Source organism: Stenotrophomonas sp. Steno-Z1 (assembly GCF_056393175.1).
The window spans coordinates 597,239-617,200 of the sequence record NZ_JBWJPB010000002.1 but is presented as its reverse complement, the minus strand read 5'-3'; the positions used below and the strand labels follow the sequence as shown (position 1 = coordinate 617,200).

Below are 19,962 nucleotides of genomic sequence, written 5' to 3'. Positions count from 1 at the left end.
GCAGTAGGCTGTACGCATGTCACATTCTGAAGACGAAGACCCCGCCGCCCTCTTCCGTTCGGCGATCGGTGAGGTCAAGCCGCTGCGCAAGCCGGCGGCCGCGCCGCCGCCCACGCCGAAGCCGAAACCGCGCGCGCGCATGGCCGAACGTGACGACGACGAAGCGCGCGGCGAATTCGCGCGACTGCTGCGCGACAGCGCGCCGCTGGAGGCCGGCGACACCGCCAGCTACCGGCGCGACACCCTGCCGGCGCGGATGTTCCAGCGGCTCAAGCGGGGTCAGTACTCGGTGCAGGACGAGCTGGACCTGCACGGCGCCACGGTAGTGCAGGCGGAAAACCTGCTCCGCCAGTTCCTGCTCGAAGCGCACGCACACGAGTACGGCTGCGTGCGCATCATCCACGGCAAGGGCCTGCAGTCCGATGGCGGCGCGCCGGTGTTGAAGAACCTGGTCGATCGCCTGCTGCGCCAGCGCAACGATGTGCTGGCATTCCATTCGGCGCCGGCCGGGCAAGGCGGCACCGGCGCGGTGCTGGTGCTGCTGAGCAATCGGTAGAGCCGACCGTTGGTCGGCTGCATTCCGCTCCGGCACCAAGACGCCACGCACCGCGCGCAGCCGACCAACGGTCGGTTTACCCGGGTTCGGATCGGGACGCGGATCGGGACGCAGATCGGGTGCGCATCGGGTGCGGACCGGACGCGGATCGGGTTCGGATCGTGCGTGGATCGGGTTCGGATCGTGCGTGGATCGGGTTCGGATCGTGCGTGGATCGGACGCGGATCGGGCGTGGCTCGGGACGCACATCTCGCGCGTAGAGCCGACCGTTGGTCGGCTGCATTCCGCTCCGATACCGAGAAGCCACGCGCCGCGCGCAGCCGACCAACGGTCGGCTCTACCCGGGTTCCGATCGCGGATCGGGTTCGGATCGGGCGTGGATCGGACGCGGATCGAGCGTGGAACGGACGCGGATCGGGCGTGGCTCGGGACGCGCATCTCGCGCGTAGAGCCGACCGTTGGTCGGCTGCATCCCACCCCGATACCGAGAACCCACGCGCCGCGCGCAGCCGACCAACGGTCGGCTCTACCCGGGTTCCGATCGCGGATCGCGGATCGGGGTCGGATCGGGATCGGGATCGGATCGGGATCGGATCGGGATCGGATCGGGATCGGGATCGGATCGGGGTCGGATCGGGGTCGGATCGGGGTCTGGTCGCATCGGGCGCGGATTGGAGCGCGGATCCGACGTGGATTGGCACGCGCCTTTCGCGCGTAGAGCCGACCGTTGGTCGGCTGCATTCCGCTCCGGCACCAAGACGCCACGCACCGCGCTCGGCCGACCAACGGTCGGCTCTACCGGGTCAGGCGTCGGCCTGGCTGGCATCCTGCACCGGGCCCAACTCATGCAGCACGGCGGTGGCATAGCAGCCGGGCGGCAGCGCGAAGCTGAGCTCCAGCACGTCCGGCTGCAACCAGGCGTGCTGCAGCATCGCCGGACGCAGGCGCAGCGCGCGGCGCTCCTGCTTCAGGCGCGCGCCTTCCAGCCCGGTGCGCAGGGCACGTGACTGCTCGTCGTTGATCGCCCCCAACTCCAGTGCGGCAGCCGCACCGGTACTGCGCAGCTCGCCCTCGCCCCACAACGGTCCGCTGGGATGGATGTCGAAACGCGCCAGGCGATCCGCCAGCAGGTCGGTCCACGGCTCGGGGCCGAACACGCTGCGGCTCCCATCCAGCATCCACACCTCTCCGTCCAGCGGGGTGTCCCAGTTGCCCTGCGCGACGCGCTCGGCCAGCACCTGGTTGAACAGCGCCGAGCGTGCCGCCGACAGCAGCAGCGACCGCTGGTCCGGGCGTACGCGTCGGCCGCCGAACATCGCCAGCGCCGCCGGCACGTTGCCGCCGTCGCGCCCGAAGCGCTGTTCGCCGAACCAGTTGGGCAGGCCGCGCGCGGCGATCAGCGACACGCGCTCCTCGATGGCCGCCGCGTCTCCGCGCACGTCGCGCAGCACCAGCTTGAAGCGATTGCCGGCCAGCGCGCCGCGCTGCAGCTTGCGGTTGTGCCAGGTCGCCTCGACCACCTCGATCTCATCGGATGCCAACAAGGCCGGATCCGGCGCGACGCGCTTGGGCAGGTGCACGCTGAAGCGCTGGGTGGTCACCGCATGGCGGTCCTTCATGCCGGCATAACTCACTGCCATTTCCGGCAACCCGGCCCACTTCGCCAGCACCTTGGCCACGTGCACGGTGTTGGCCCCGCGCTTGCGGAGAGTCAGCAGCAGGTGCTCGCCCTCCCCGCTCGGCTCGAAGGCCGGCAGTTCATCGACCTGGAAATCCTCCGGGACGCTGCGGATCTTCGCGCTCAGCAGGGGCGCGCCAAACGCCAGCGGCAACGGGATCACAGCGCCACCAGCAGCACGATGGCCTGGGCGGCGATGCCTTCACCGCGCCCGGTGAAGCCCAGCTTCTCCGAGGTGGTGGCCTTGACGCTGACCGCATCCAGCGCGACCCCCAGCAGCGCGGCGATGCGCTCGCGCATGGCGAGCGCATGCGGGCCCACTTTGGGTCGCTCGCAGATGACGGTGATATCCGTATTGCCGACCTGCCAGCCACGCTCGCGCAGCAGGCCGTTGCAATGCGCCAGGAACTGGCTGCTGTCCGCGTCCTTCCAGCGCATGTCCGACGGCGGGAAGTGCTGGCCGATGTCACCCAGCGACAGCGCGCCGAGCATCGCATCGCAGAGCGCGTGCAGGATCACATCGCCATCGCTGTGCGCCAGCACGCCGCGTTCGTGCGCAACGCGCACGCCGCCGAGCATGATGTGGTCGCCCTCGCCGAAGGCGTGGACGTCGTAGCCCTGTCCGATCCGGACCGGGGGAAAAAGAGCGGTGTTCATGACAAGGACCTGCGGTTGTGGCGCCGCGCGCGGAGGGTCATCCGCGGCGCGAAAGCTCGAATTCGAATCGGGACAGGTCGGCCGGCGTGGTGACCTTGAAGTTGTCCTCGCTGCCTTCCACCAGCAACGGGCGCAGCCCCTGCCGCTCCATCGCCATGGCGTCGTCGGTCACCTCGATCCCGGCGGCGGCGGCCTCCTGCAGCGCGCGCGCCAACTGGTGGCGACGGAACAGCTGCGGGGTCAGCGCACGCCACAGGCGCGCACGGGGTTCGGTGGCATCGATGCCACCGTCATCGCCGGCCCGCTTGAGGGTGTCGCGTACCGGCGCGGCCAGGATCGCCCCTACCGGGTCGTTGCGCCCTACTTCCAGCAGCCGGCCCAGGTCGGCGGCGGCCAGGTTGGGCCGCGCCGCGTCGTGGACCAGCACGAAATCATCGGCACGCACGCTGTCCGGCAAGGCCTGCAGCCCGGCCAGCACCGACGCGGCGCGGGTGGCGCCGCCGGTGCAGGTCAGGATCGGCTTGTCCGCCAGCGACTGCCAGCCCGGCCAGTCGGTGTCGCCCTCGGCGACCACGACCATCACGCCGGCCACGACCGGGTGCGACAACAGGGCCTCCAACGTGTGCGCCAGCAGCACCCGGTCGCCCGCGACCAGGTACTGCTTGGGGGTCTCTCCGCCGAAGCGGGTGCCGCGACCGGCCGCCGGCACCACCGCCCATACCGTGCCCATCAGGGCACCTCCTGGTGCGGTGCATCCGGATCGACCGGCGCCACCGGTGCGCGCGCGGGCGCGACCGGGGCATCTTCGACCACGCGGTAGAACTTCTCGCCGGGCTTGATCATGCCCAGCTCGCTGCGCGCGCGCTCCTCGATCGCCGCCTGGCCTTCCTTGAGATCCTTGACCTCGGCGGCAAGCGCGTCGTTGCGCTGTTGCAGACCGGCGTTGTCACGCTGCTGGCTGGCGACCTGGGCCTCCAGGGCCATCACTTCCCCTGAATTGCCCGGGCCGAACCAGAAGCGGTACTGCAGCCACGCCAGCAGCAGCGCGAGCAGCAGCAGCATCCAGCGCCAGTTGCGCATGGGATCAGCGCTTCAGCGACACAAACGCGTCGCGACCGGCGTAACGCGCACCGGCACCGAGGGCTTCTTCGATGCGCAGCAGCTGGTTGTACTTGGCCACGCGGTCGCTGCGGCACAGCGAGCCGGTCTTGATCTGGGTGGCGGTGGTGGCCACGGCGATGTCGGCGATGGTGGTGTCTTCGGTTTCGCCCGAACGGTGCGAGACCACGGCCGCGTAGTTGGCGTCGTGCGCCATCGCGATCGCTTCCAGGGTCTCGGTCAGGGTGCCGATCTGGTTGACCTTGATCAGGATGGCGTTGGCGGTGCCCGACGCGATGCCTTCCTTGAAGATCTTCGGGTTGGTCACGAACAGGTCGTCGCCGACCAGCTGCACCTTGCTGCCGATGCGGTCGGTGAGCAGCTTCCAGCCGGCCCAGTCGTTCTCGGCCAGGCCGTCTTCGATGGTGATGATCGGGTACTGGGCAGCCCAGTCGGCCAGGAAGTCGACGAACTGCTCGGAGGTCAGGCGCTTGTTCTCGCCCACCAGGTTGTACTTGCCGTTCTCGTAGAACTCGCTGGAGGCCACGTCCAGGCCCAGCAGCACGTCTTCACCGGCGGTGTAGCCGGCCTTGCCGATCGCCTCCAGGATGGTGTCCAGCGCCTCGACGTTGCTGCGGAAGTCCGGTGCGAAGCCGCCTTCGTCGCCCACGGCGGTGCTCAGGCCATGGCCCTTGAGCACGGACTTGAGCGAATGGAAGATTTCGGTGCCGGCGCGCAGCGCTTCGGAGAACGAGGTGAAACCGACCGGCAGGACCATGAACTCCTGGAAGTCGACGTTGTTGTCGGCATGCGCGCCGCCGTTGATGATGTTCATCATCGGCACCGGCAGGGTCACGTCGCGGCCCTTGGCCAGGTACTGCCACAACGCCTGCTTGTTGGACGCGGCGGCGGCATGGGCATTGGCCATGGACACGGCCAGCAGCGCGTTGGCGCCCAGCCGGCCCTTGTTCTCGGTGCCGTCCAGGTCGATCAGGCGGCGATCCAGGGCGTCCTGGTCGGCGGCGTCGTAGCCCTTGAGCGCGTTGGCGATGGTGGTGTTGACGTTGGCCACGGCGTTGCGCACGCCCTTGCCCAGGTAACGGGTCTTGTCGCCGTCACGCAGCTCGACCGCTTCCTTGGAGCCGGTCGAGGCGCCGGAGGGAACCGCGGCGCGGCCGAACGAACCGTCCTCGAGGATGACATCGGCTTCCAGCGTGGGATTGCCACGGCTGTCGAGGATTTCACGGGCGTGGATGCTGCGGATCGTGGTCATAGCGGGCCGGTTACCAGTCAGGAAGGGGAAACGCCAAAAAGTAGCGCTGAAAAGCTGCCGCGTGATTATCGCCATCCACCTGCCGCTTGCCAAATCGGCGTGCGACCTGGCAGGCGGCGCGCGTCTACAACAGCGCAGGAGCGAGCAGCACCGCCAACAGCAGCGCGTCGAGCACCAGCGCGGACACGCCGCCACCGGCCTGGCGGCGCAGGCGCAGGGCCAGCACGCTGGCGATCACGCTGCCCAGCAGCGCGGTCCCGCCCAGCGCCAGGGTGATGTACAGATAGGGCGCGGTGGCCTGCATGGCGTGACTGCCGTCACCGGGCATGCCGACGCTGGCCATCACCAGCACCGTCAGCATGAAGGTGCACACCCAGGCGCCGAAGGACAGCAGCAGTGCGGCCCAGCCCCACGGCCACTGGCGCCAGTGCCGGCGCTGGCGGCGCGCTTCCAGCGCCGCCCACGGGTCCTGGCTCATGCGGGCCGCCCGCACGGGCGGCCGCGCCATGGCGCGGTCAGGCGCCTGCTTCCAGGGCGCCACCGGCCTTGCGCTCACGCGCGGCGCGGATGAAGCCGATGAACAGCGGGTGGCCTTCGCGCGGGGTGGACAGGAACTCGGGATGGGCCTGGCAGGCCAGGAACCACGGGTGCTGGTCGCGCGGCAGCTCGATGACTTCCACCAAGGTGTCGTCCATCGACTTGCCGGCGATCACCAGCCCGGCATCTTCCAGCTGGGTGCGGTAGCGGTTGTTGAACTCGTAGCGGTGGCGATGGCGCTCGGAGACCACGTCCTTGCCGTACAGCGCGCGCGCCAGCGTGCCCGGCTTGAGCCGCTGTTCCTGCAGGCCCAGGCGCATGGTGCCGCCGAGGTCGCTCTTGTCGTCGCGCTTCTCCACGTCGCCGGTGGCGGTGCGCCACTCGGTGATCAGGCCGATCACCGGGTTCGGCGACTGGCGGTCGTTCTCGGTGCTGTTGGCCCCGTCCAGCCCGGCCACGTGGCGGGCGAAATCGACCACCGCGGCCTGCATGCCGTAACAGATGCCGAAGTACGGCACGTTCTGCTCACGGGCGAACTGCGAGGTGAGCACCTTGCCTTCGAAACCGCGGTCGCCGAAGCCGCCGGGCACGAGGATGCCGTCGACGTCCTTCAGCGCGCCCATGTCGGTGCCTTCCAGGTCCTGGGCTTCGAGCCACTTCAGGTTGACCCGCGTGCGCTGGCGCAGGCCGCCGTGCTTGAGGGCCTCGCCGACCGACTTGTAGGCGTCCTGGTGGTCCACGTACTTGCCCACCACCGCGATGGTGACCTCGTCCAGCGGGTGCAGGGTGGCATCCACCGCTGCTTCCCACTCGTGCAGGTCGGCCGGGCCGGCCTTGTCGGCGAGCTTGAGCTGGTTGATGACGATCTCGTCCAGGCCCTGCGCGTGCAGGCCCATCGGGATGCGGTACAGCACGTCCACGTCGGGCACGCTGATCACCGCGCGCTCGGACACGTTGGTGAACTGGGCGATCTTGCGGCGCTCCGAATCCGGCACAACCTGCTCGGAGCGGCACAGCAGCACGTCCGGCTGGATGCCGATCGAGCGCAGTTCCTTGACCGAGTGCTGGGTCGGCTTGGTCTTCAGTTCGCCGGCGGCGGCGATGTACGGCACCAGGGTAAGGTGCATGAACAGGGCCTTCTCCGGCCCACGCTCGGTGCGCACCTGGCGGATCGCCTCCAGGAACGGCAGCGATTCGATGTCGCCGACGGTGCCACCGATCTCCACCAGGGCCACGTCGAAGCCTTCGGTGGCTTCATCCATGCAGCGGCGGATTTCATCGGTGATGTGCGGGATGACCTGCACGGTGGCACCCAGGTAGTCGCCCCGGCGCTCCTTGCGGATCACGTTCTCGTAGATGCGGCCGGTGGTCACCGAGTTCTTGCGGCTCAGCCGGGTGCGCACGAAACGCTCGTAGTGGCCCAGGTCCAGGTCGGTCTCGGCGCCGTCGTCGGTGACGTACACCTCGCCGTGCTGGAACGGGCTCATGGTGCCCGGATCGACGTTGATGTACGGGTCGAGCTTCATCATCGTGACGGTCAGGCCACGGGCTTCGAGGATGGCGGCAAGTGACGCGGCGGCAATACCTTTGCCGAGCGAGGACACTACGCCGCCGGTTACGAAGATCAAGGGAGTCATGGCTGGGGGTGTCCTGTCAGGAAGGGGGAAACGACGCCGGCGCGGGGGGCGACGGACGGCGTGAAGGGGAAAATGGGGGCGATCGGGCCGCTGGCTGCGGGCACTACACGCGCCAGGGACGGGATCAGGGGGGCAGCAGGCAGGCCGGTCGGCGAGGTCGGGTTGGCCGTGCCGGTCGCTGAACGGACCGTCACCTTCTGCCTACCCTGCTGGCGATCGCGCACGATCAGGCCAGTCCATTCGCTGATGGATGACACGTACTGCTCCCGGAAAGCGCTAGTTTACAGATTGGAGGCCACAAGCCCAAGCACTGGCGTGCGCCCTTCACAAAAAAAAGACGCCCCGGCAGTGCCGGGGCGTCCATGACGCGGTCGGAAGGGGTCAGCGCTTCTTCCTGGCTTCTTCCTCTTCTTCCTTCTGCGGGGCCTGTTCGCCCCTGGCCTTCATCTCGGCGGTGGCCTGGGCCCGGCGCTTGGCCTTGGCATCGGCCTCGGACTGCGCCTTGTCGGCCTGCTCGCCCTGCTGCGGCGTGGGCTGGCCCTGTCCGGCGTTCTGGGCCATGGCCAGCGGCACGGCCACGACGGCGGCGGCAATGGCGATGACGGTCAGCAACTTCTTCATGGGGTCACTCCTCGCGGTCTCGGCTTGGGATGGGGTTGCCGGGGGGGCCCGGTTTCCACCACGCATAGTCTATCCAACCCCGGTCGGCCGGCCCCTGAACGTGTGGCGTGCAAAAAAAACGTCCAGACCGCAAACTTCGCCGTCGCTTTGCGCTTTATGAAGACAGATGAACGCCCGCTATAACGCCGCCGATATTGAAGTCCTGTCCGGCCTGGACCCGGTCAAGCGCCGCCCCGGCATGTACACCGACACCGCGCGCCCGAACCATCTGGCGCAGGAAGTCATCGACAATGCCGTCGACGAAGCCCTGGCCGGGCATGCCCGTACGGTCGAGGTCACCCTGTACAAGGATGGCAGCTGCGAGGTCAGCGATGACGGCCGCGGCATGCCCGTGGACATCCACCCCGAGGAGAAGATCCCCGGTGTCGAACTGATCCTCACCCGCCTGCACGCGGGCGGCAAGTTCAACAACAAGAACTACACCTTCTCCGGCGGCCTGCATGGCGTGGGCGTCAGCGTGGTCAATGCGCTCTCGACCCTGGTCGAGGTGCACATCAAGCGCGACGGCAGCGAACACCGCATCACCTTCCGCAACGGCGACCGCGCCACCCCGCTGGAAGTGGTCGGCAGCGTCGGCAAGAAGAACACCGGTACCCGCGTGCGCTTCTGGGCCGACCCGAAGTACTTCGACACGCCCAAGTACAACCTGCGCGCGCTGCGCCACCTGCTGCGCGCCAAGGCGGTGCTGTGCCCGGGCCTGACCGTGAAGCTTCGCGATGAAGCCACCGACGAGCAGGACACCTGGTACTACGAAGATGGCCTGAGCGACTACCTGAAGGCCGAGCTGGGCGAGCGCGAGATGCTGCCGGCCGACCTGTTCGTGGGTCACCTGAAGAAGGAAAACGAGGTGGTGGACTGGGCCCTGGCCTGGATTCCCGAGGGCGAACTGGTCCAGGAAAGCTACGTCAACCTGATCCCGACGGCCCAGCACGGCACCCACGCCAACGGACTGCGCACCGGCCTGACCGAAGCGCTGCGCGAGTTCTGCGATTTCCGCAACCTGTTGCCGCGCGGGGTCAAGCTGGCCCCGGAAGACGTGTGGGACCGGGTCGCCTTCGTGCTGTCGCTGAAGATGACCGACCCGCAGTTCAGCGGCCAGACCAAGGAGCGCCTGTCCTCGCGCCAGGCCGCCGGTTTCGTCGAAGGTGCCGCGCACGACGCCTTCAGCCTGCTGCTCAACCAGAACGTGGAGATGGGCGAGAAGATCGCCCAGCTGGCCATCGAGCGCGCCAGCGCGCGCCTGAAGACCGAGAAGCTGGTGACCCGCAAGAAGGTCACCCAGGGCCCTGCCCTGCCCGGCAAGCTGGCCGACTGCATCAGCCAGGACCTGTCGCGCACCGAGCTGTTCCTGGTGGAAGGCGACTCGGCCGGCGGCAGCGCCAAGCAGGCCCGCGACAAGGACTTCCAGGCGATCATGCCGCTGCGCGGCAAGATCCTGAACACCTGGGAAGTGTCTTCGGGCAGCGTGCTGGCGTCGGAAGAAGTGCACAACCTGGCGATCGCGATCGGCTGCGACCCGGGCAAGGACGACATCACCGGGCTGCGCTACGGCAAGGTGGTGATCCTGGCCGACGCCGACTCGGACGGCCTGCATATCGCCACGCTGCTGACCGCGCTGTTCCTCAAGCACTTCCCGGCCTTGGTGGATGCTGGCCACGTGTTCGTGGCGATGCCGCCGCTGTTCCGCATCGACGTGGGCAAGCAGGTGTTCTACGCGCTGGATGAAGAAGAAAAGCGCACCATGCTGGACAAGATCGAGCGCGAGAAGATCAAGGGCACCGTGAGCGTGACCCGCTTCAAGGGCCTGGGCGAGATGAATCCGCCGCAGCTGCGCGAGTCGACCATCCATCCCGATACGCGCCGCCTGGTGCAGTTGACGATCGATGATGGCGAGCAGACCCATTCGCTGATGGACATGCTGCTGGCCAAGAAGCGCGCCAGCGACCGCAAGCAGTGGCTGGAGAACAAGGGCGACCTGGCATCGCTTGAAGTCTGAGAGTCGCCTGACCGCTGCAGAGGAGCCCGCCATCCCGGCGGGCTTTTTTTTGGGTTTCCTTCCTGATCGAGGGGGCGACTGTTCCAAGGGCCGCAGGGGATCGAGTACGGCGATGCGCGGCTGGACGGGGTGTCGGGATCGGGCGGTGGTTTCGCCCGGGTCTGTCGCGAGCGTGAGGGGCCCGCCATAATCCCCGGACACGACCGGCCGCGTGCCGGCTGCCGACACGGACCTGCATGTACTTCGATTCGACCCTGCAACTGCGCAGCCCGCGGCTGGTGCTGAGCCCGATCCGGGCCAGCGACGGTGCCGCGCTGTTTGCCATCCAGTCCGACCCGGCGGTGATGCGTTACTGGAACCACCCGGCCTGGACCGACATCCAGCAGGCCTATGCGCAGATCCTCGACGACCTGGCTGCGCTGCGGGCCGGCACCCAGCTCAAGCTCGGCATCCGCGAGCATGCCGATGCGCCGTTGCTCGGCATCTGCGTGGTGTTTGCGATCGATGCCGATGCGCGCCGGGCCGAGATCGGCTACCACCTGTCGCCGCTGGCACAGGGCAAGGGCTACATGGGCGAGGCGCTGCGGTGTTTCGTGGAGCACCTGTTCGATGATCGCGGGCTACGCCGGCTCGAGGCGGAGATCGATCCGCGCAACGCGCCGTCGGCACGCGTGCTGGAGCGCATCGGATTCCAGCGCGAAGGCCTGCTGCGCGAACGCTGGTGCGTGGGCGGTGAGCTGTCCGATTCGGCGTTGTACGGGTTGCTGGCACGGGAACGCGGGCGCTGAGGGGATAGCGCGGCGCCGCGCTCGGCGGTGGTCAGTGGCTCGGGCGCTGGGAGAAGAAACGAAAAACCCGCCTTTCGGCGGGTTTTTCTTTGCAGCCGAGCATGGCCCGGCACCGCCGGTTCGACGCGGCTTACGCCCAGCCGAACAGCTCGAACAGGCGCAGGATCAGATACGCACAACCGCCGGCGGCGGGGATGGTCAGGATCCAGGCCCACACGATGCGTTCGATCACGCCGAACCGCAGCGAACGCGGGTTCTTGGCGTAACCCACGCCCATGATCGCGGTCGAGATGCTGTGCGTGGTCGAAACCGGCATGCCGAAATGCGCGGCCAGGGTGAGGATGGTGGCCGAGCTGGTCTCCGCGGCAAAGCCGTGGATCGGGTGCAGCTTCACCATCTTGTGGCCCAGGGTCTTGATGATCTTCCAGCCGCCGGACGCGGTACCGGCCGCCATCACCACCGCGCAGGTGAGCACGATCCACATCGCGATGCCGTCACCGGCACTGGCCTGCGGATGCATGAAGGCCAGCCAGGACGGCAGGTCGTCCAATGCACCGGTGGCCTCGGCGCCGATCAGGGTCATGGCGATGATGCCCATGGTCTTCTGCGCGTCGTTGTGGCCGTGGGCGAAGCCCATGTAGGCGGCCGACGCGATCTGCGCCTTGCCGAAGAACGCGTTGACGATGCGCGGGCGCGCCAGGCGACCCAGCCAGCCGCCGGCCTTGGCCATGCCGGCGATGATCGCCCACAGCAGCAGCATCACCACGATACCGAGCAGGAAGCCGGCGATCGGCGAGGTGATCATCGGCAGGAACACCTTCCACAGCAGGCCCTTGTTCTGGGCCCAGGTGCCGATCCGTTCGGACCAGATCAGCGCATCCCAGTTGTTGTGGGCCGCGGCCAGGCCGGCGCCGCACAGGCCGCCGATCAGCGCGTGCGAGGACGAGGACGGCAGGCCCTTCCACCAGGTGATCAGGTTCCAGATGATGCCGCCGAGCAGGGCGCACAGGATCACCTGCGGGGTCACGTCGACCACGTTGGTGTTGAGCAGGCCCGAGGCGATGGTCAGCGCGACGGCGGTGCCGGTCAGCGCGCCGATGAGGTTCATGAACGCGGCGAGCATCACTGCCCAGCCGGGCGAGAGCACTTTGGTCGCCACCACGGTGGCGATGGAGTTGGCGGTGTCGTGGAAGCCGTTGATGAACTCGAAGACGAGCGCGGCCAGGATCACCACCAGGACAAGGGTCAGCATGCTGTGGCGTCCGTCAGCTGTTCTTCAGCACGATCTGGTACGCCACCACGCCAGCCTCGCGGCAGCGGTCGATGGCTTTTTCCAGGATCTCGAAGAACTCCTTGAGCAGGAACATCTGCAGGTTGTCCAGGCGGCCGGAGTAGATGTCGCGGTACAGCTCGAGCATCAGCCGGTCGGCTTCGTTTTCCAGCGAACGCAGCTTCTCGTTGAGCGCGGTCATCCGGTCCAGGTTCATGTGGCGCAGGTCACCGACCATCTCCACGACCACGCTGGCGGCCTGCTCGAGCATGGCGGCGCGGGGCGCGAAATCGATGTGTTCCAGGTGCTTGGTCGCCAGCGAGTAGCGGTCGGCGAACTTCTCGACCTGCTTGGGGATCTTGTACAGCGCCGAGCCCAGCGCTTCGATGTCCTCGCGCTCGATCGGGGTCATGAAGCTGTCCACCAGCGCCTGGCTGATCTTGTCCGAGGCGGCGCGCTCGCGCAGGCGGGCCAGCTTGAAGGCGTCCAGCGCCGGCTGGCGGTCAGCCTCGCGCAGCATCGCGTGCAGCGCCTTGGCGCTGTCCTGGGCGGCCTGCGCAGCCTCGTCCAGCAGGGTGTAGAACTGTTTGCCGGAGCCGAAAATGGTCTGCAGAGAGAACATTGAGAAACCTATTCGCCGTCGAGGAAGGACGGCACCGGGCGGAATTATGACGGTTTGATGTCCATTGCGGGTACTCCCCCCTGCCCTTCACATCCTGACGCCCCAGTCTGAACGACTCTGGTTGCCTACCTCCCCCGGCCTTTTGTTAAGATGCGCGGGCACCTTCGGGTGCACTCTATGGAAGACGACCCTTACCCTCCGCCGCTCCGCCGCGCCTGCGCGCCCTCCGGATGCCGCCACCGCTTGAACACGCCCTCCCTGCCACCAACCGGGGACGCCGCCCGTGTTTGAACTGATTATCGTCCTGGCCCTGATCCTGCTCAACGGCTTCTTCGCCATGTCCGAGATGTCGGTCATGACCTCGCGCAAGAGCCGCCTCAAGCAGATGGCCAGCACCAGCAAGCGCGCCGAGCGCGCGCTTGAACTGTCCGAGAAGCCCGAGAGCTTCCTGTCCACCGTCCAGATCGGGATCACCCTGATCGGCGTGCTGACCGGTGTGTTCGGCGGCGAGGCGATCGGCCTGGCCATCGCCACCTGGCTGCACGGGCTGTTCCCTGACTTCGTTTACGCCGCCCAGGTCGGCAAGGCGCTGGCGGTGGCCCTGATCACCTTCCTGACGCTGATCTTCGGCGAACTGGTGCCCAAGCGGCTGGCGATCACCCGCTCGGAAGACATCGCCGGCCTGGTGGCCTGGCCGATGGGCTGGCTGTCCCGGATCGCCTTCCCGGCGGTGTGGCTGCTCTCGCACAGCACCCGGCTGGTGCTGCGGGTGCTGGGCCTGGGCAAGGACGAGGCCGCCTCGGTCACCGAAGAAGAGATCCGCATGCTGGTGGCCGAGAGCCACGAGGCCGGCGTGATCGACGCGCATGAGCGCGACATGATGAACCGGGTGATGCGCCTGGGCGACCGCACCGCCGACAGCCTGATGACCCCACGCAACCGGATCGCCTGGCTGGACACCGTGGCCGACCCGGAAAAGAACATCGCCACGATGCGCGAGCACGAGTTCTCGCGTTACCCGGTGTACCGCGACAACGACCAGGACATCGTCGGCGTGCTCGAGGTAAAGAGCCTGGTCACGCGGCTGGTGCGCGATGACCACTCGCTGTTCCAGCACCTGCGCGAACCGCTGTACGTGTCCGAGTCGACCCATGCGATGAAGCTGCTGGAGATCTTCCGCGAGGAACAGCAGTCGATGGCGCTGGTGGTGGACGAGTACGGCGAGATCCAGGGCCTGGTGACCATCAGCGACCTCATGGGCGCGGTGGTCGGACGCCTGCAGTCGGTGGAGAACGTGGACGAAGACGCGCTGGTGGTGACGCGCGAGGACGGTTCGTTCCTGGTCGATGGCTCGCTGTCGATCGAAGACCTGCGCGAACTGATGGGCAATGCCGAACTGCCCGATGCCGAGGACGGCGATTACTACACCCTTGCCGGCATGTGCATCCATTATTTCGGGCGCATTCCGCACGCGGGCGAGTATTTCGACTGGGCCGGCTGGCGCATCGAGATCGTCGACCTCGACGGCGCGCGGGTGGACAAGCTGCTGCTGCGCACGCTGTCCGAAGAAGAGACCGATGACCTCACCGGCTGAGCCAACGCCGCCGGAAGACGGCCGGCCCGCGTACCGCAACGAGGGCATCCGCACGCTGCTGGCCATGTTCGATCATGGCGACCCGGAGCACCGCCTGCTGCTGGGCGAGATCCTGCGCGACCTGCAGCAGAGTGCGTTCGGCGTCTTCCTGTTCGTGGCGATCCTGCCGGCGTTCATTCCGATCCCCGGCGTGGGCGGCGCGGTCAGCGGCCCGCTGATCGTGTTGATCGGTGCGCAGATGCTGTTCGGGATGCGCCGCCCGTGGCTGCCGGGTTTCGTGGCCAACCGCGGGCCCAAGCGCGGCACCATGCATCGCTTCCTGGCCCGCATCGACCGGCCGCTGCGACGGCTGGACCGCTTGCTGAAGCCGCGCCTGCCGGCGCTGCTGGTGCCGCGACCGGCGCATGCGTTCACCGGCCTGTTGCTGATCCTGATAGCGATGCTGCTGTCGCTGCCGATCCCGTTCACCAATTATCTGTTCGGCTTCCAGCTGCTGCTGTTCGCCCTGGCCCTGCTGGAACGCGACGGCATGCTGATGCTGTTCAACTGGGTCGGCGCGGTGGCCGCGGTGCTGTTCTTCGGCTTCAGTTCCGGCCAGCTGGTGAGCTACACGATGGAGCAGGTCCAGCGCTGGTTCTGAGCGACCGGGTGGAGCCGACCATCGGTCCGCTCCACCCCGGTCGCCGGGACGTTACGCCCCCGGCTTGAGATCCACCGTACCGGTATCGGACAACGCGCCCGGATCATCGGTCACCGCCGACAACACGAAATACAGCGCGCTGCCGAGCAGGCCGCCCGGGCCATCCCAGTACTCGGCCGATTCGGCACTGACGTGGATCAGCCGCAGGTTCGGATCGTCCTTGCCGCCGGGGAAGAACACTTTCATCGCCGGCGACCACAGTTCCTCGATCTTGGCGCGATCATCAACGACGCGCGCGGTACCGGCGACGGACACATAGGTGTTGCCCGACGGTGAGGAATAGGAGACGTTGACCCGCGGATTGAGCGCGATCTCGGCCACCTTGGGGCTGTCGGCTTCGGTGGCGAACCACAGGTCGCCGTCGAACTCGACTTCCTGGGTACCGAGCGGGCGACTGTAAAGACGGCCGTCGACGCCGACCGTGGTGAACATCGCGATGTCCACGTCACGGATCATGCCGGCCAGTTGTTTGATGTGCTGTTGGCGATCGTGCTCTGCCATGGGGTAACTCCTGCAACGGGGGCCCCATCACAGCGGATCGGCGGCCACGGCAGCGTGAATCGCAGGGTCACATCCCCTTCGCATCCTTCCCGGGTGGAGCCACGCCATGCGTGGCTGCACCTTGAGCGAGGCGGGGTGACGTCTGCCACGCATGGCGTGGCTCTACCGTGGGGATCAAGCGTTCGCCTGCCACGCCTGCATCGCCAGACCGAACGAGCGCTTGCGCGCGGCGTGGTCATAGATGTTGGCGGTGAGCAGGATCTCGTCCGGCCTGTGGCGCGCGGCGAACGCGGCCATGCCCTCGCCCACCTGGCGCACGTCGCCGACCACCGCGCAGGCCAGCGCGTTCTGCACGCCGAGCTTTTCGTGCGGCTGCCAGAAGGCCTCGATGTCGTCGATCGGCGGCGGGATCAACCCGGGCTTGCCGCGACGCAGGTTGACGAAGCTCTGCTGCTGGGTGGTGAACAGGCGCTTGGCCGCGGCCTCCGATTCGGCCGCCACCACGTTTAAGCCGAGTACCGCGTACGGCGCGGTCAGGTACTGCGAGGGACGGAACTCGCGACGGTAGACGGCCAGTGCCTCATCCATCGCGTCAGGCGCGAAGTGCGAGGCGAACGCGAATGGCAGGCCCATCGCGGCGGCCAGGCGCGCACTGAACAGGCTGGAGCCGAGCAGCCACACCGGCACCGGAATCCCGGCCCCGGGCACGGCACGCACGGCCTGGCCGGCCTGTGCCGGTTCGAAGTAGTGCAGCAGTTCGCGCACGTCCTGCGGGAACTGGTCGGCACTGTCGAAGTAACGGCGCAGTGCGCGCGCGGTGGGCTGGTCTGTGCCGGGGGCACGCCCGAGGCCGAGATCGATGCGGTCCGGATACAGCGAGGCCAGCGTGCCGAACTGCTCGGCCACCTGCAGCGGGGAGTGGTTGGGCAGCATGATGCCGCCGGAGCCCACCCGTATCCGCCGGGTACCGCCGGCCACGTGCCCGATCAGCACCGCGGTGGCGGCGCTGGCGATGCCGGGCATGTTGTGGTGTTCGGCCAGCCAGTAGCGATGGTAGCCCCAGCCTTCGGCGTGCTGGGCCAGGTCCAGCATGTTGGCGAAGGCCTGGGTGGTGTCGCTGCCCTCGCAGACCGGGGCCAGGTCAAGAATCGACAGGTGCATGAACGCGTTCCATCCAGAAAGTATTCCACTGACATGGGGCCGGCGCCGGCCGCGCGCCAGTGCCGATCGCGGGATGCTGATTCCTGCGGTTCGGGTTCGTGAGGTTGCCGGATGAGGTCTGGGCTGCTGGCTGCCTGGCTGCCTGGCTGCCGAGCATGGCTCGGCACTACCTGATACACGTGACCGGTAGTGCCGAGCCATGCTCGGCAGCCCCGCCACCCTCGGCAACCCCGACACCCCCGGCGAACCGCCCTCAGGCCGCCCCGGTCTCCGCTTGATCGACCAGCGGCTTCAGCTCGGCATCCAGCGCCACGCGCTCGTCGAACACGAAGCAGCGGCCGTCGTAGCCTTCGCCACCGACCGCCTCGAAGTAGCCCAGGATGCCGCCGTCGAGCTGCAGCACGTTGTCCATGCCGTCGTTGCGCATCCACAGCGCGGCCTTCTCGCAGCGGATGCCACCGGTGCAGAAGCTGACTACGGTGCTGTCGCGCAGGGCGTCGCGGTGCGGGGCCAGTGCATCGGGCAGGTCGGTGAACTTGGTGATCGGCAGGACCAGGGCATCCTGGAAAGTGCCGTACGCGATCTCCTGGGTGTTGCGGGTGTCCAGCATCACCACCGGCTTGCCGGCATCGTCGTGGCCCTGCCGCAGCCAGCGCTGCACGGTGGCCGGGTCGACCGACGGCGCGCGCGGATAGGCCAGCGGCTGGCCGTCATCGATGCGGAAGCTGATGATCTCCGGCTTGACCTTGGCCTTGAGTCGGGCGAACGGCTGCCTCTGGCTGACGCTGGTCTTGACCCGCAGGTCGGCAAAACGCGCATCGGCCTGCAGGGCGGCGTAGAAGCCGTCGATGCCGGCCTGGCTGCCGGCCAGGAACAGGTTGATGCCCTCGCCCGCCACCAGGATCGTGCCGCGCAGGTCGGCGGCGGTTGCCCGCGCCAACAGGGTCGCGCAGAGCGCGTCCGGGTCGGCGATGGGGGTGAACAGGTAGGCGGCGGTATTGGCGATCATGCGCGCAGTATAAATCGCGCCGACGGCGCTGCCCCGGCCCATCGCACGATGGGTTCAGCCGCGCAGCAGCACGAATGGCAGCAGCACCAGCGCCGCCGCCGCGACCATCCCCAGCAGCACCGCGGCCACGAACAGCGGTCGGCGCTGCAGCAGGCTGCCAAAGGTCTCGGCGGTGCCGTCACGCAGCGCGGCCTCGCGCTCGGCGCGCACCCGCACCCCGCGGGCATCCTGGTACTCGGCCATCAGGGCCCTGGCCCGCGGATGGTCCTGGTCTTCGCGGATCCAGATCCCGCCCGAGGAGATGCCCCAGGGGCTCGGCTCGGTGCGGTAATGGGCGATGCCCGCCTGGTCCAGCAGGGCGGTGACGTCCTGGATTTCATCGTCCGCGACGTTGCGCAGGTTGAGCAGCAGTTTTGACATGCGCCCATGATAGCGCCCGGCGATGCGCTACCCTTGCGTCCCGTTTTTGCATTCCGGAGCCGTCATGCGCCGTCTGCCCACCTACCTGCTCGCCCCCCTGATGCTGCTGGCGCTCGCCGCCTGCACCCCGCCCGGCCCGCCGCCGGGAGGCACGATCACGCAGTTCGAGAAGATCGACACCCAGCCGGGCACCGGCGCCGAGGCGACGCCCGGCAGCAAGGTGACCGTGCATTACACCGGCTGGATCTACAACGAGCATGCCGCCGACAAGCATGGCGACAAGTTCGACAGCTCGGTGGACCGCGGCGAGCCCTTCAGCTTCGACCTCGGCAAGGGCCAGGTCATCAAGGGCTGGGACGAAGGCTTTGCCGGCATGAAAGTGGGCGGCAAGCGCACGCTGATGATCCCGGCGGCGTACGGCTACGGCGACCGCGGTGCCGGCCCGATCCAACCGGGTTCCTCGCTGGTGTTCGATGTCGAGCTGCTCGACGTCAAGCCGAACTGAGCCTGCTGCATGCGTAGTCCAGACAGCCCGGCGCGGCGCGTGGCGATCATCGGCGGTGGTCCGGCCGGGTTGATGGCCGCCGAGACCGTGCGCGCGGCCGGCCACCAGGTCGATGTGTACGAGGCCAAGGGATCGCCGGGGCGCAAGTTCCTGATCGCCGGCAAGGGCGGCCTGAACCTGACCCACTCCGATCCGCAGGCGCTGTTCGTCGCGCGTTATCGCGAGCGGGCCGCCGAGGTGGGCGACTGGTTGGCCGACTTCGACGGCCCGGCGCTGCGCGACTGGGCGCGCGATTTTGGCGTGGAGACCTACGTGGGCAGCTCCGGCCGGGTCTTCCCGGTCGACCGCAAGGCCGCGCCGCTGCTGCGCGGATGGGTACGCCGACTGAAGGAACAAGGCGTGCGTCTGCATGTGCAACACCGCTGGGTCGGATGGGACGCCGACGGCGCACTGCGCCTGGCCACGCCCGAGGGCGAGGTGCGGGTGCAGGCCGATGCGGTGGTGCTGGCGATGGGCGGCGGCAGCTGGCCCGAACTCGGCTCGGACGCGGCGTGGGTAGACCCGTTGCTGGCGCGTGGCATCGACATCGCCCCGCTGCAGCCGGCCAACTGCGGCTTCGACATCGCATGGAGCGACTACTTCCGCGAGCGCCAGGCCGGCGCGCCGTTGAAACCGGTGGTGGCGCACTGGACGGCGCTGGATGGGCAGGCGTGCGTGCAGCAGGGCGAGTGCGTGATCAGCGCCGACGGCATCGAAGGCAGCCTGGTGTATGCGATGGCCGCCGACCTGCGCGACACCCTGGCCCGCGATGGCCAGGTGCAGCTGCAGTTGGACCTGCTGCCGGGGCAGACCGAAGCCCAGGTGCTGGACAAGCTGCTGCGGCCGCGACAGGGCCGCAGTTTCGGCGAACACCTGCGCCGCCAGCTCGGCCTGGGCGGGGTCAAGTCCGCGCTGCTGTTCGAGGTGCTGGGCAAGGACGCCGGGCAGTTGCCAGCCGAGCGCATCGCCGCATCGCTCAAGCGGTTGCCGCTGTCGCCGCAGCGCCCGCGCCCGATCGCCGAAGTGATCAGCAGCGCCGGCGGCGTGCGCCTGGAAGCGCTGGACCGGCAGCTGATGCTGCGTGCGCAGCCCGGCACGTTCTGCGCTGGCGAGATGCTGGATTGGGAAGCGCCCACCGGGGGCTACCTGCTGACCGCCTGTTACGCCAGCGGCCTGCGTGCCGGACGCGGCGTGGTCGCCTACCTGGGGTAGTGCCCGTCGTGGGCCGGCCAGCGGCCGG

The 19,962-nt window shown here is 68.2% G+C and carries 21 protein-coding genes; 7 read left to right on the top strand and 14 right to left on the bottom strand.

Annotated features, from left to right (window positions below):
* Window positions 1-16 precede the first annotated feature (16 nt).
* Window positions 17-556: a Smr/MutS family protein gene (locus tag AC06FD_RS09575; RefSeq protein WP_259204560.1), complete on the top strand. Its 540-nt coding sequence runs from the start codon at window positions 17-19 to the stop codon at window positions 554-556.
* 803 nt (window positions 557-1,359) lie between these two features.
* Here AC06FD_RS09575 and truD read toward each other — a convergent pair.
* The 8 genes from truD to AC06FD_RS09535 form a co-directional block, all read right to left on the bottom strand.
* A complete protein-coding gene (gene truD, locus AC06FD_RS09570) occupies window positions 1,360-2,397 on the bottom strand; it encodes a tRNA pseudouridine(13) synthase TruD (RefSeq protein WP_478077639.1) in 1,038 nt (345 codons plus the stop codon).
* Window positions 2,394-2,891, bottom strand: a complete 498-nt coding sequence (ispF, locus tag AC06FD_RS09565; RefSeq protein WP_478077638.1) for a 2-C-methyl-D-erythritol 2,4-cyclodiphosphate synthase — start codon at window positions 2,889-2,891, stop codon at window positions 2,394-2,396. The genes truD and ispF overlap by 4 nt, the downstream gene beginning before the upstream one ends.
* Window positions 2,892-2,928: 37 nt before the next feature.
* The gene (gene ispD / locus AC06FD_RS09560) at window positions 2,929-3,624 is read right to left on the bottom strand and encodes a 2-C-methyl-D-erythritol 4-phosphate cytidylyltransferase (RefSeq protein ID WP_259205043.1); all 696 of its coding nucleotides are present in this window, start codon (window positions 3,622-3,624) and stop codon (window positions 2,929-2,931) included.
* On the bottom strand, window positions 3,621-3,971 hold the full coding sequence (gene ftsB, locus AC06FD_RS09555; RefSeq protein ID WP_259204535.1) for a cell division protein FtsB: 351 nt from the start codon (window positions 3,969-3,971) through the stop codon (window positions 3,621-3,623). The genes ispD and ftsB overlap by 4 nt, the downstream gene beginning before the upstream one ends.
* A 4-nt stretch (window positions 3,972-3,975) precedes the next feature.
* Window positions 3,976-5,262 (bottom strand): phosphopyruvate hydratase, encoded by a 1,287-nt coding sequence (eno, locus tag AC06FD_RS09550; protein WP_259204532.1) that lies wholly within the window; start codon window positions 5,260-5,262, stop codon window positions 3,976-3,978.
* A gap of 124 nt (window positions 5,263-5,386) precedes the next feature.
* Entirely contained in the window at window positions 5,387-5,740 is a 354-nt protein-coding gene (locus AC06FD_RS09545) for a hypothetical protein (protein WP_259204530.1), read from the bottom strand.
* 37 nt (window positions 5,741-5,777) lie between these two features.
* On the bottom strand, window positions 5,778-7,436 hold the full coding sequence (locus tag AC06FD_RS09540; protein WP_259204529.1) for a CTP synthase: 1,659 nt from the start codon (window positions 7,434-7,436) through the stop codon (window positions 5,778-5,780).
* 381 nt (window positions 7,437-7,817) lie between these two features.
* A complete protein-coding gene (locus tag AC06FD_RS09535) occupies window positions 7,818-8,057 on the bottom strand; it encodes a hypothetical protein (RefSeq protein ID WP_259204526.1) in 240 nt (79 codons plus the stop codon).
* Window positions 8,058-8,223: 166 nt separating this feature from the next.
* Between AC06FD_RS09535 and parE the strand changes: the two genes are divergently transcribed.
* A complete protein-coding gene (gene parE / locus AC06FD_RS09530) occupies window positions 8,224-10,113 on the top strand; it encodes a DNA topoisomerase IV subunit B (protein WP_259204524.1) in 1,890 nt (629 codons plus the stop codon).
* Between the two features lie 236 nt (window positions 10,114-10,349).
* Window positions 10,350-10,901 (top strand): GNAT family N-acetyltransferase, encoded by a 552-nt coding sequence (locus AC06FD_RS09525; RefSeq protein WP_478077637.1) that lies wholly within the window; start codon window positions 10,350-10,352, stop codon window positions 10,899-10,901.
* Window positions 10,902-11,031: 130 nt separating this feature from the next.
* Here the strand turns inward: AC06FD_RS09525 and AC06FD_RS09520 are convergent, their stop codons facing one another.
* Together AC06FD_RS09520 and AC06FD_RS09515 are read right to left on the bottom strand one after the other, a co-directional pair.
* Window positions 11,032-12,153, bottom strand: coding sequence for an inorganic phosphate transporter (locus AC06FD_RS09520; RefSeq protein ID WP_478077636.1), 1,122 nt, complete (start codon window positions 12,151-12,153; stop codon window positions 11,032-11,034).
* Between the two features lie 13 nt (window positions 12,154-12,166).
* Window positions 12,167-12,793, bottom strand: coding sequence for a DUF47 domain-containing protein (locus AC06FD_RS09515; protein ID WP_259204513.1), 627 nt, complete (start codon window positions 12,791-12,793; stop codon window positions 12,167-12,169).
* Between the two features lie 283 nt (window positions 12,794-13,076).
* Between AC06FD_RS09515 and AC06FD_RS09510 the strand changes: the two genes are divergently transcribed.
* The gene (locus AC06FD_RS09510; RefSeq protein WP_478077635.1) at window positions 13,077-14,387 is read left to right on the top strand and encodes a hemolysin family protein; all 1,311 of its coding nucleotides are present in this window, start codon (window positions 13,077-13,079) and stop codon (window positions 14,385-14,387) included.
* Window positions 14,371-15,027 (top strand): exopolysaccharide biosynthesis protein, encoded by a 657-nt coding sequence (locus AC06FD_RS09505; RefSeq protein WP_478077634.1) that lies wholly within the window; start codon window positions 14,371-14,373, stop codon window positions 15,025-15,027. The genes AC06FD_RS09510 and AC06FD_RS09505 overlap by 17 nt, the downstream gene beginning before the upstream one ends.
* A 51-nt stretch (window positions 15,028-15,078) precedes the next feature.
* Here the strand turns inward: AC06FD_RS09505 and AC06FD_RS09500 are convergent, their stop codons facing one another.
* The 4 genes from AC06FD_RS09500 to AC06FD_RS09485 all read right to left on the bottom strand — a co-directional run bounded on the left by AC06FD_RS09500 (window position 15,079) and on the right by AC06FD_RS09485 (window position 18,178).
* Window positions 15,079-15,588: a pyridoxamine 5'-phosphate oxidase family protein gene (locus AC06FD_RS09500; protein ID WP_259204507.1), complete on the bottom strand. Its 510-nt coding sequence runs from the start codon at window positions 15,586-15,588 to the stop codon at window positions 15,079-15,081.
* 174 nt (window positions 15,589-15,762) lie between these two features.
* Window positions 15,763-16,749 carry an LLM class flavin-dependent oxidoreductase gene (locus AC06FD_RS09495; protein WP_259204506.1) on the bottom strand — a complete coding sequence of 329 codons (987 nt, stop codon included), beginning with the start codon at window positions 16,747-16,749 and terminating at the stop codon, window positions 15,763-15,765.
* Window positions 16,750-17,002: 253 nt separating this feature from the next.
* Window positions 17,003-17,758, bottom strand: coding sequence for a sulfurtransferase (locus tag AC06FD_RS09490; RefSeq protein ID WP_449336144.1), 756 nt, complete (start codon window positions 17,756-17,758; stop codon window positions 17,003-17,005).
* A gap of 54 nt (window positions 17,759-17,812) precedes the next feature.
* Window positions 17,813-18,178 (bottom strand): DUF6164 family protein, encoded by a 366-nt coding sequence (locus AC06FD_RS09485; protein ID WP_478077633.1) that lies wholly within the window; start codon window positions 18,176-18,178, stop codon window positions 17,813-17,815.
* A gap of 64 nt (window positions 18,179-18,242) precedes the next feature.
* Here AC06FD_RS09485 and AC06FD_RS09480 point away from each other — a divergent pair, with 64 nt between their 5' ends.
* Together AC06FD_RS09480 and AC06FD_RS09475 are read left to right on the top strand one after the other, a co-directional pair.
* Window positions 18,243-18,683, top strand: a complete 441-nt coding sequence (locus tag AC06FD_RS09480) for an FKBP-type peptidyl-prolyl cis-trans isomerase (protein ID WP_394164654.1) — start codon at window positions 18,243-18,245, stop codon at window positions 18,681-18,683.
* Window positions 18,684-18,692: 9 nt separating this feature from the next.
* Entirely contained in the window at window positions 18,693-19,934 is a 1,242-nt protein-coding gene (locus tag AC06FD_RS09475) for a TIGR03862 family flavoprotein (RefSeq protein ID WP_478077632.1), read from the top strand.
* Window positions 19,935-19,962 lie beyond the last annotated feature (28 nt).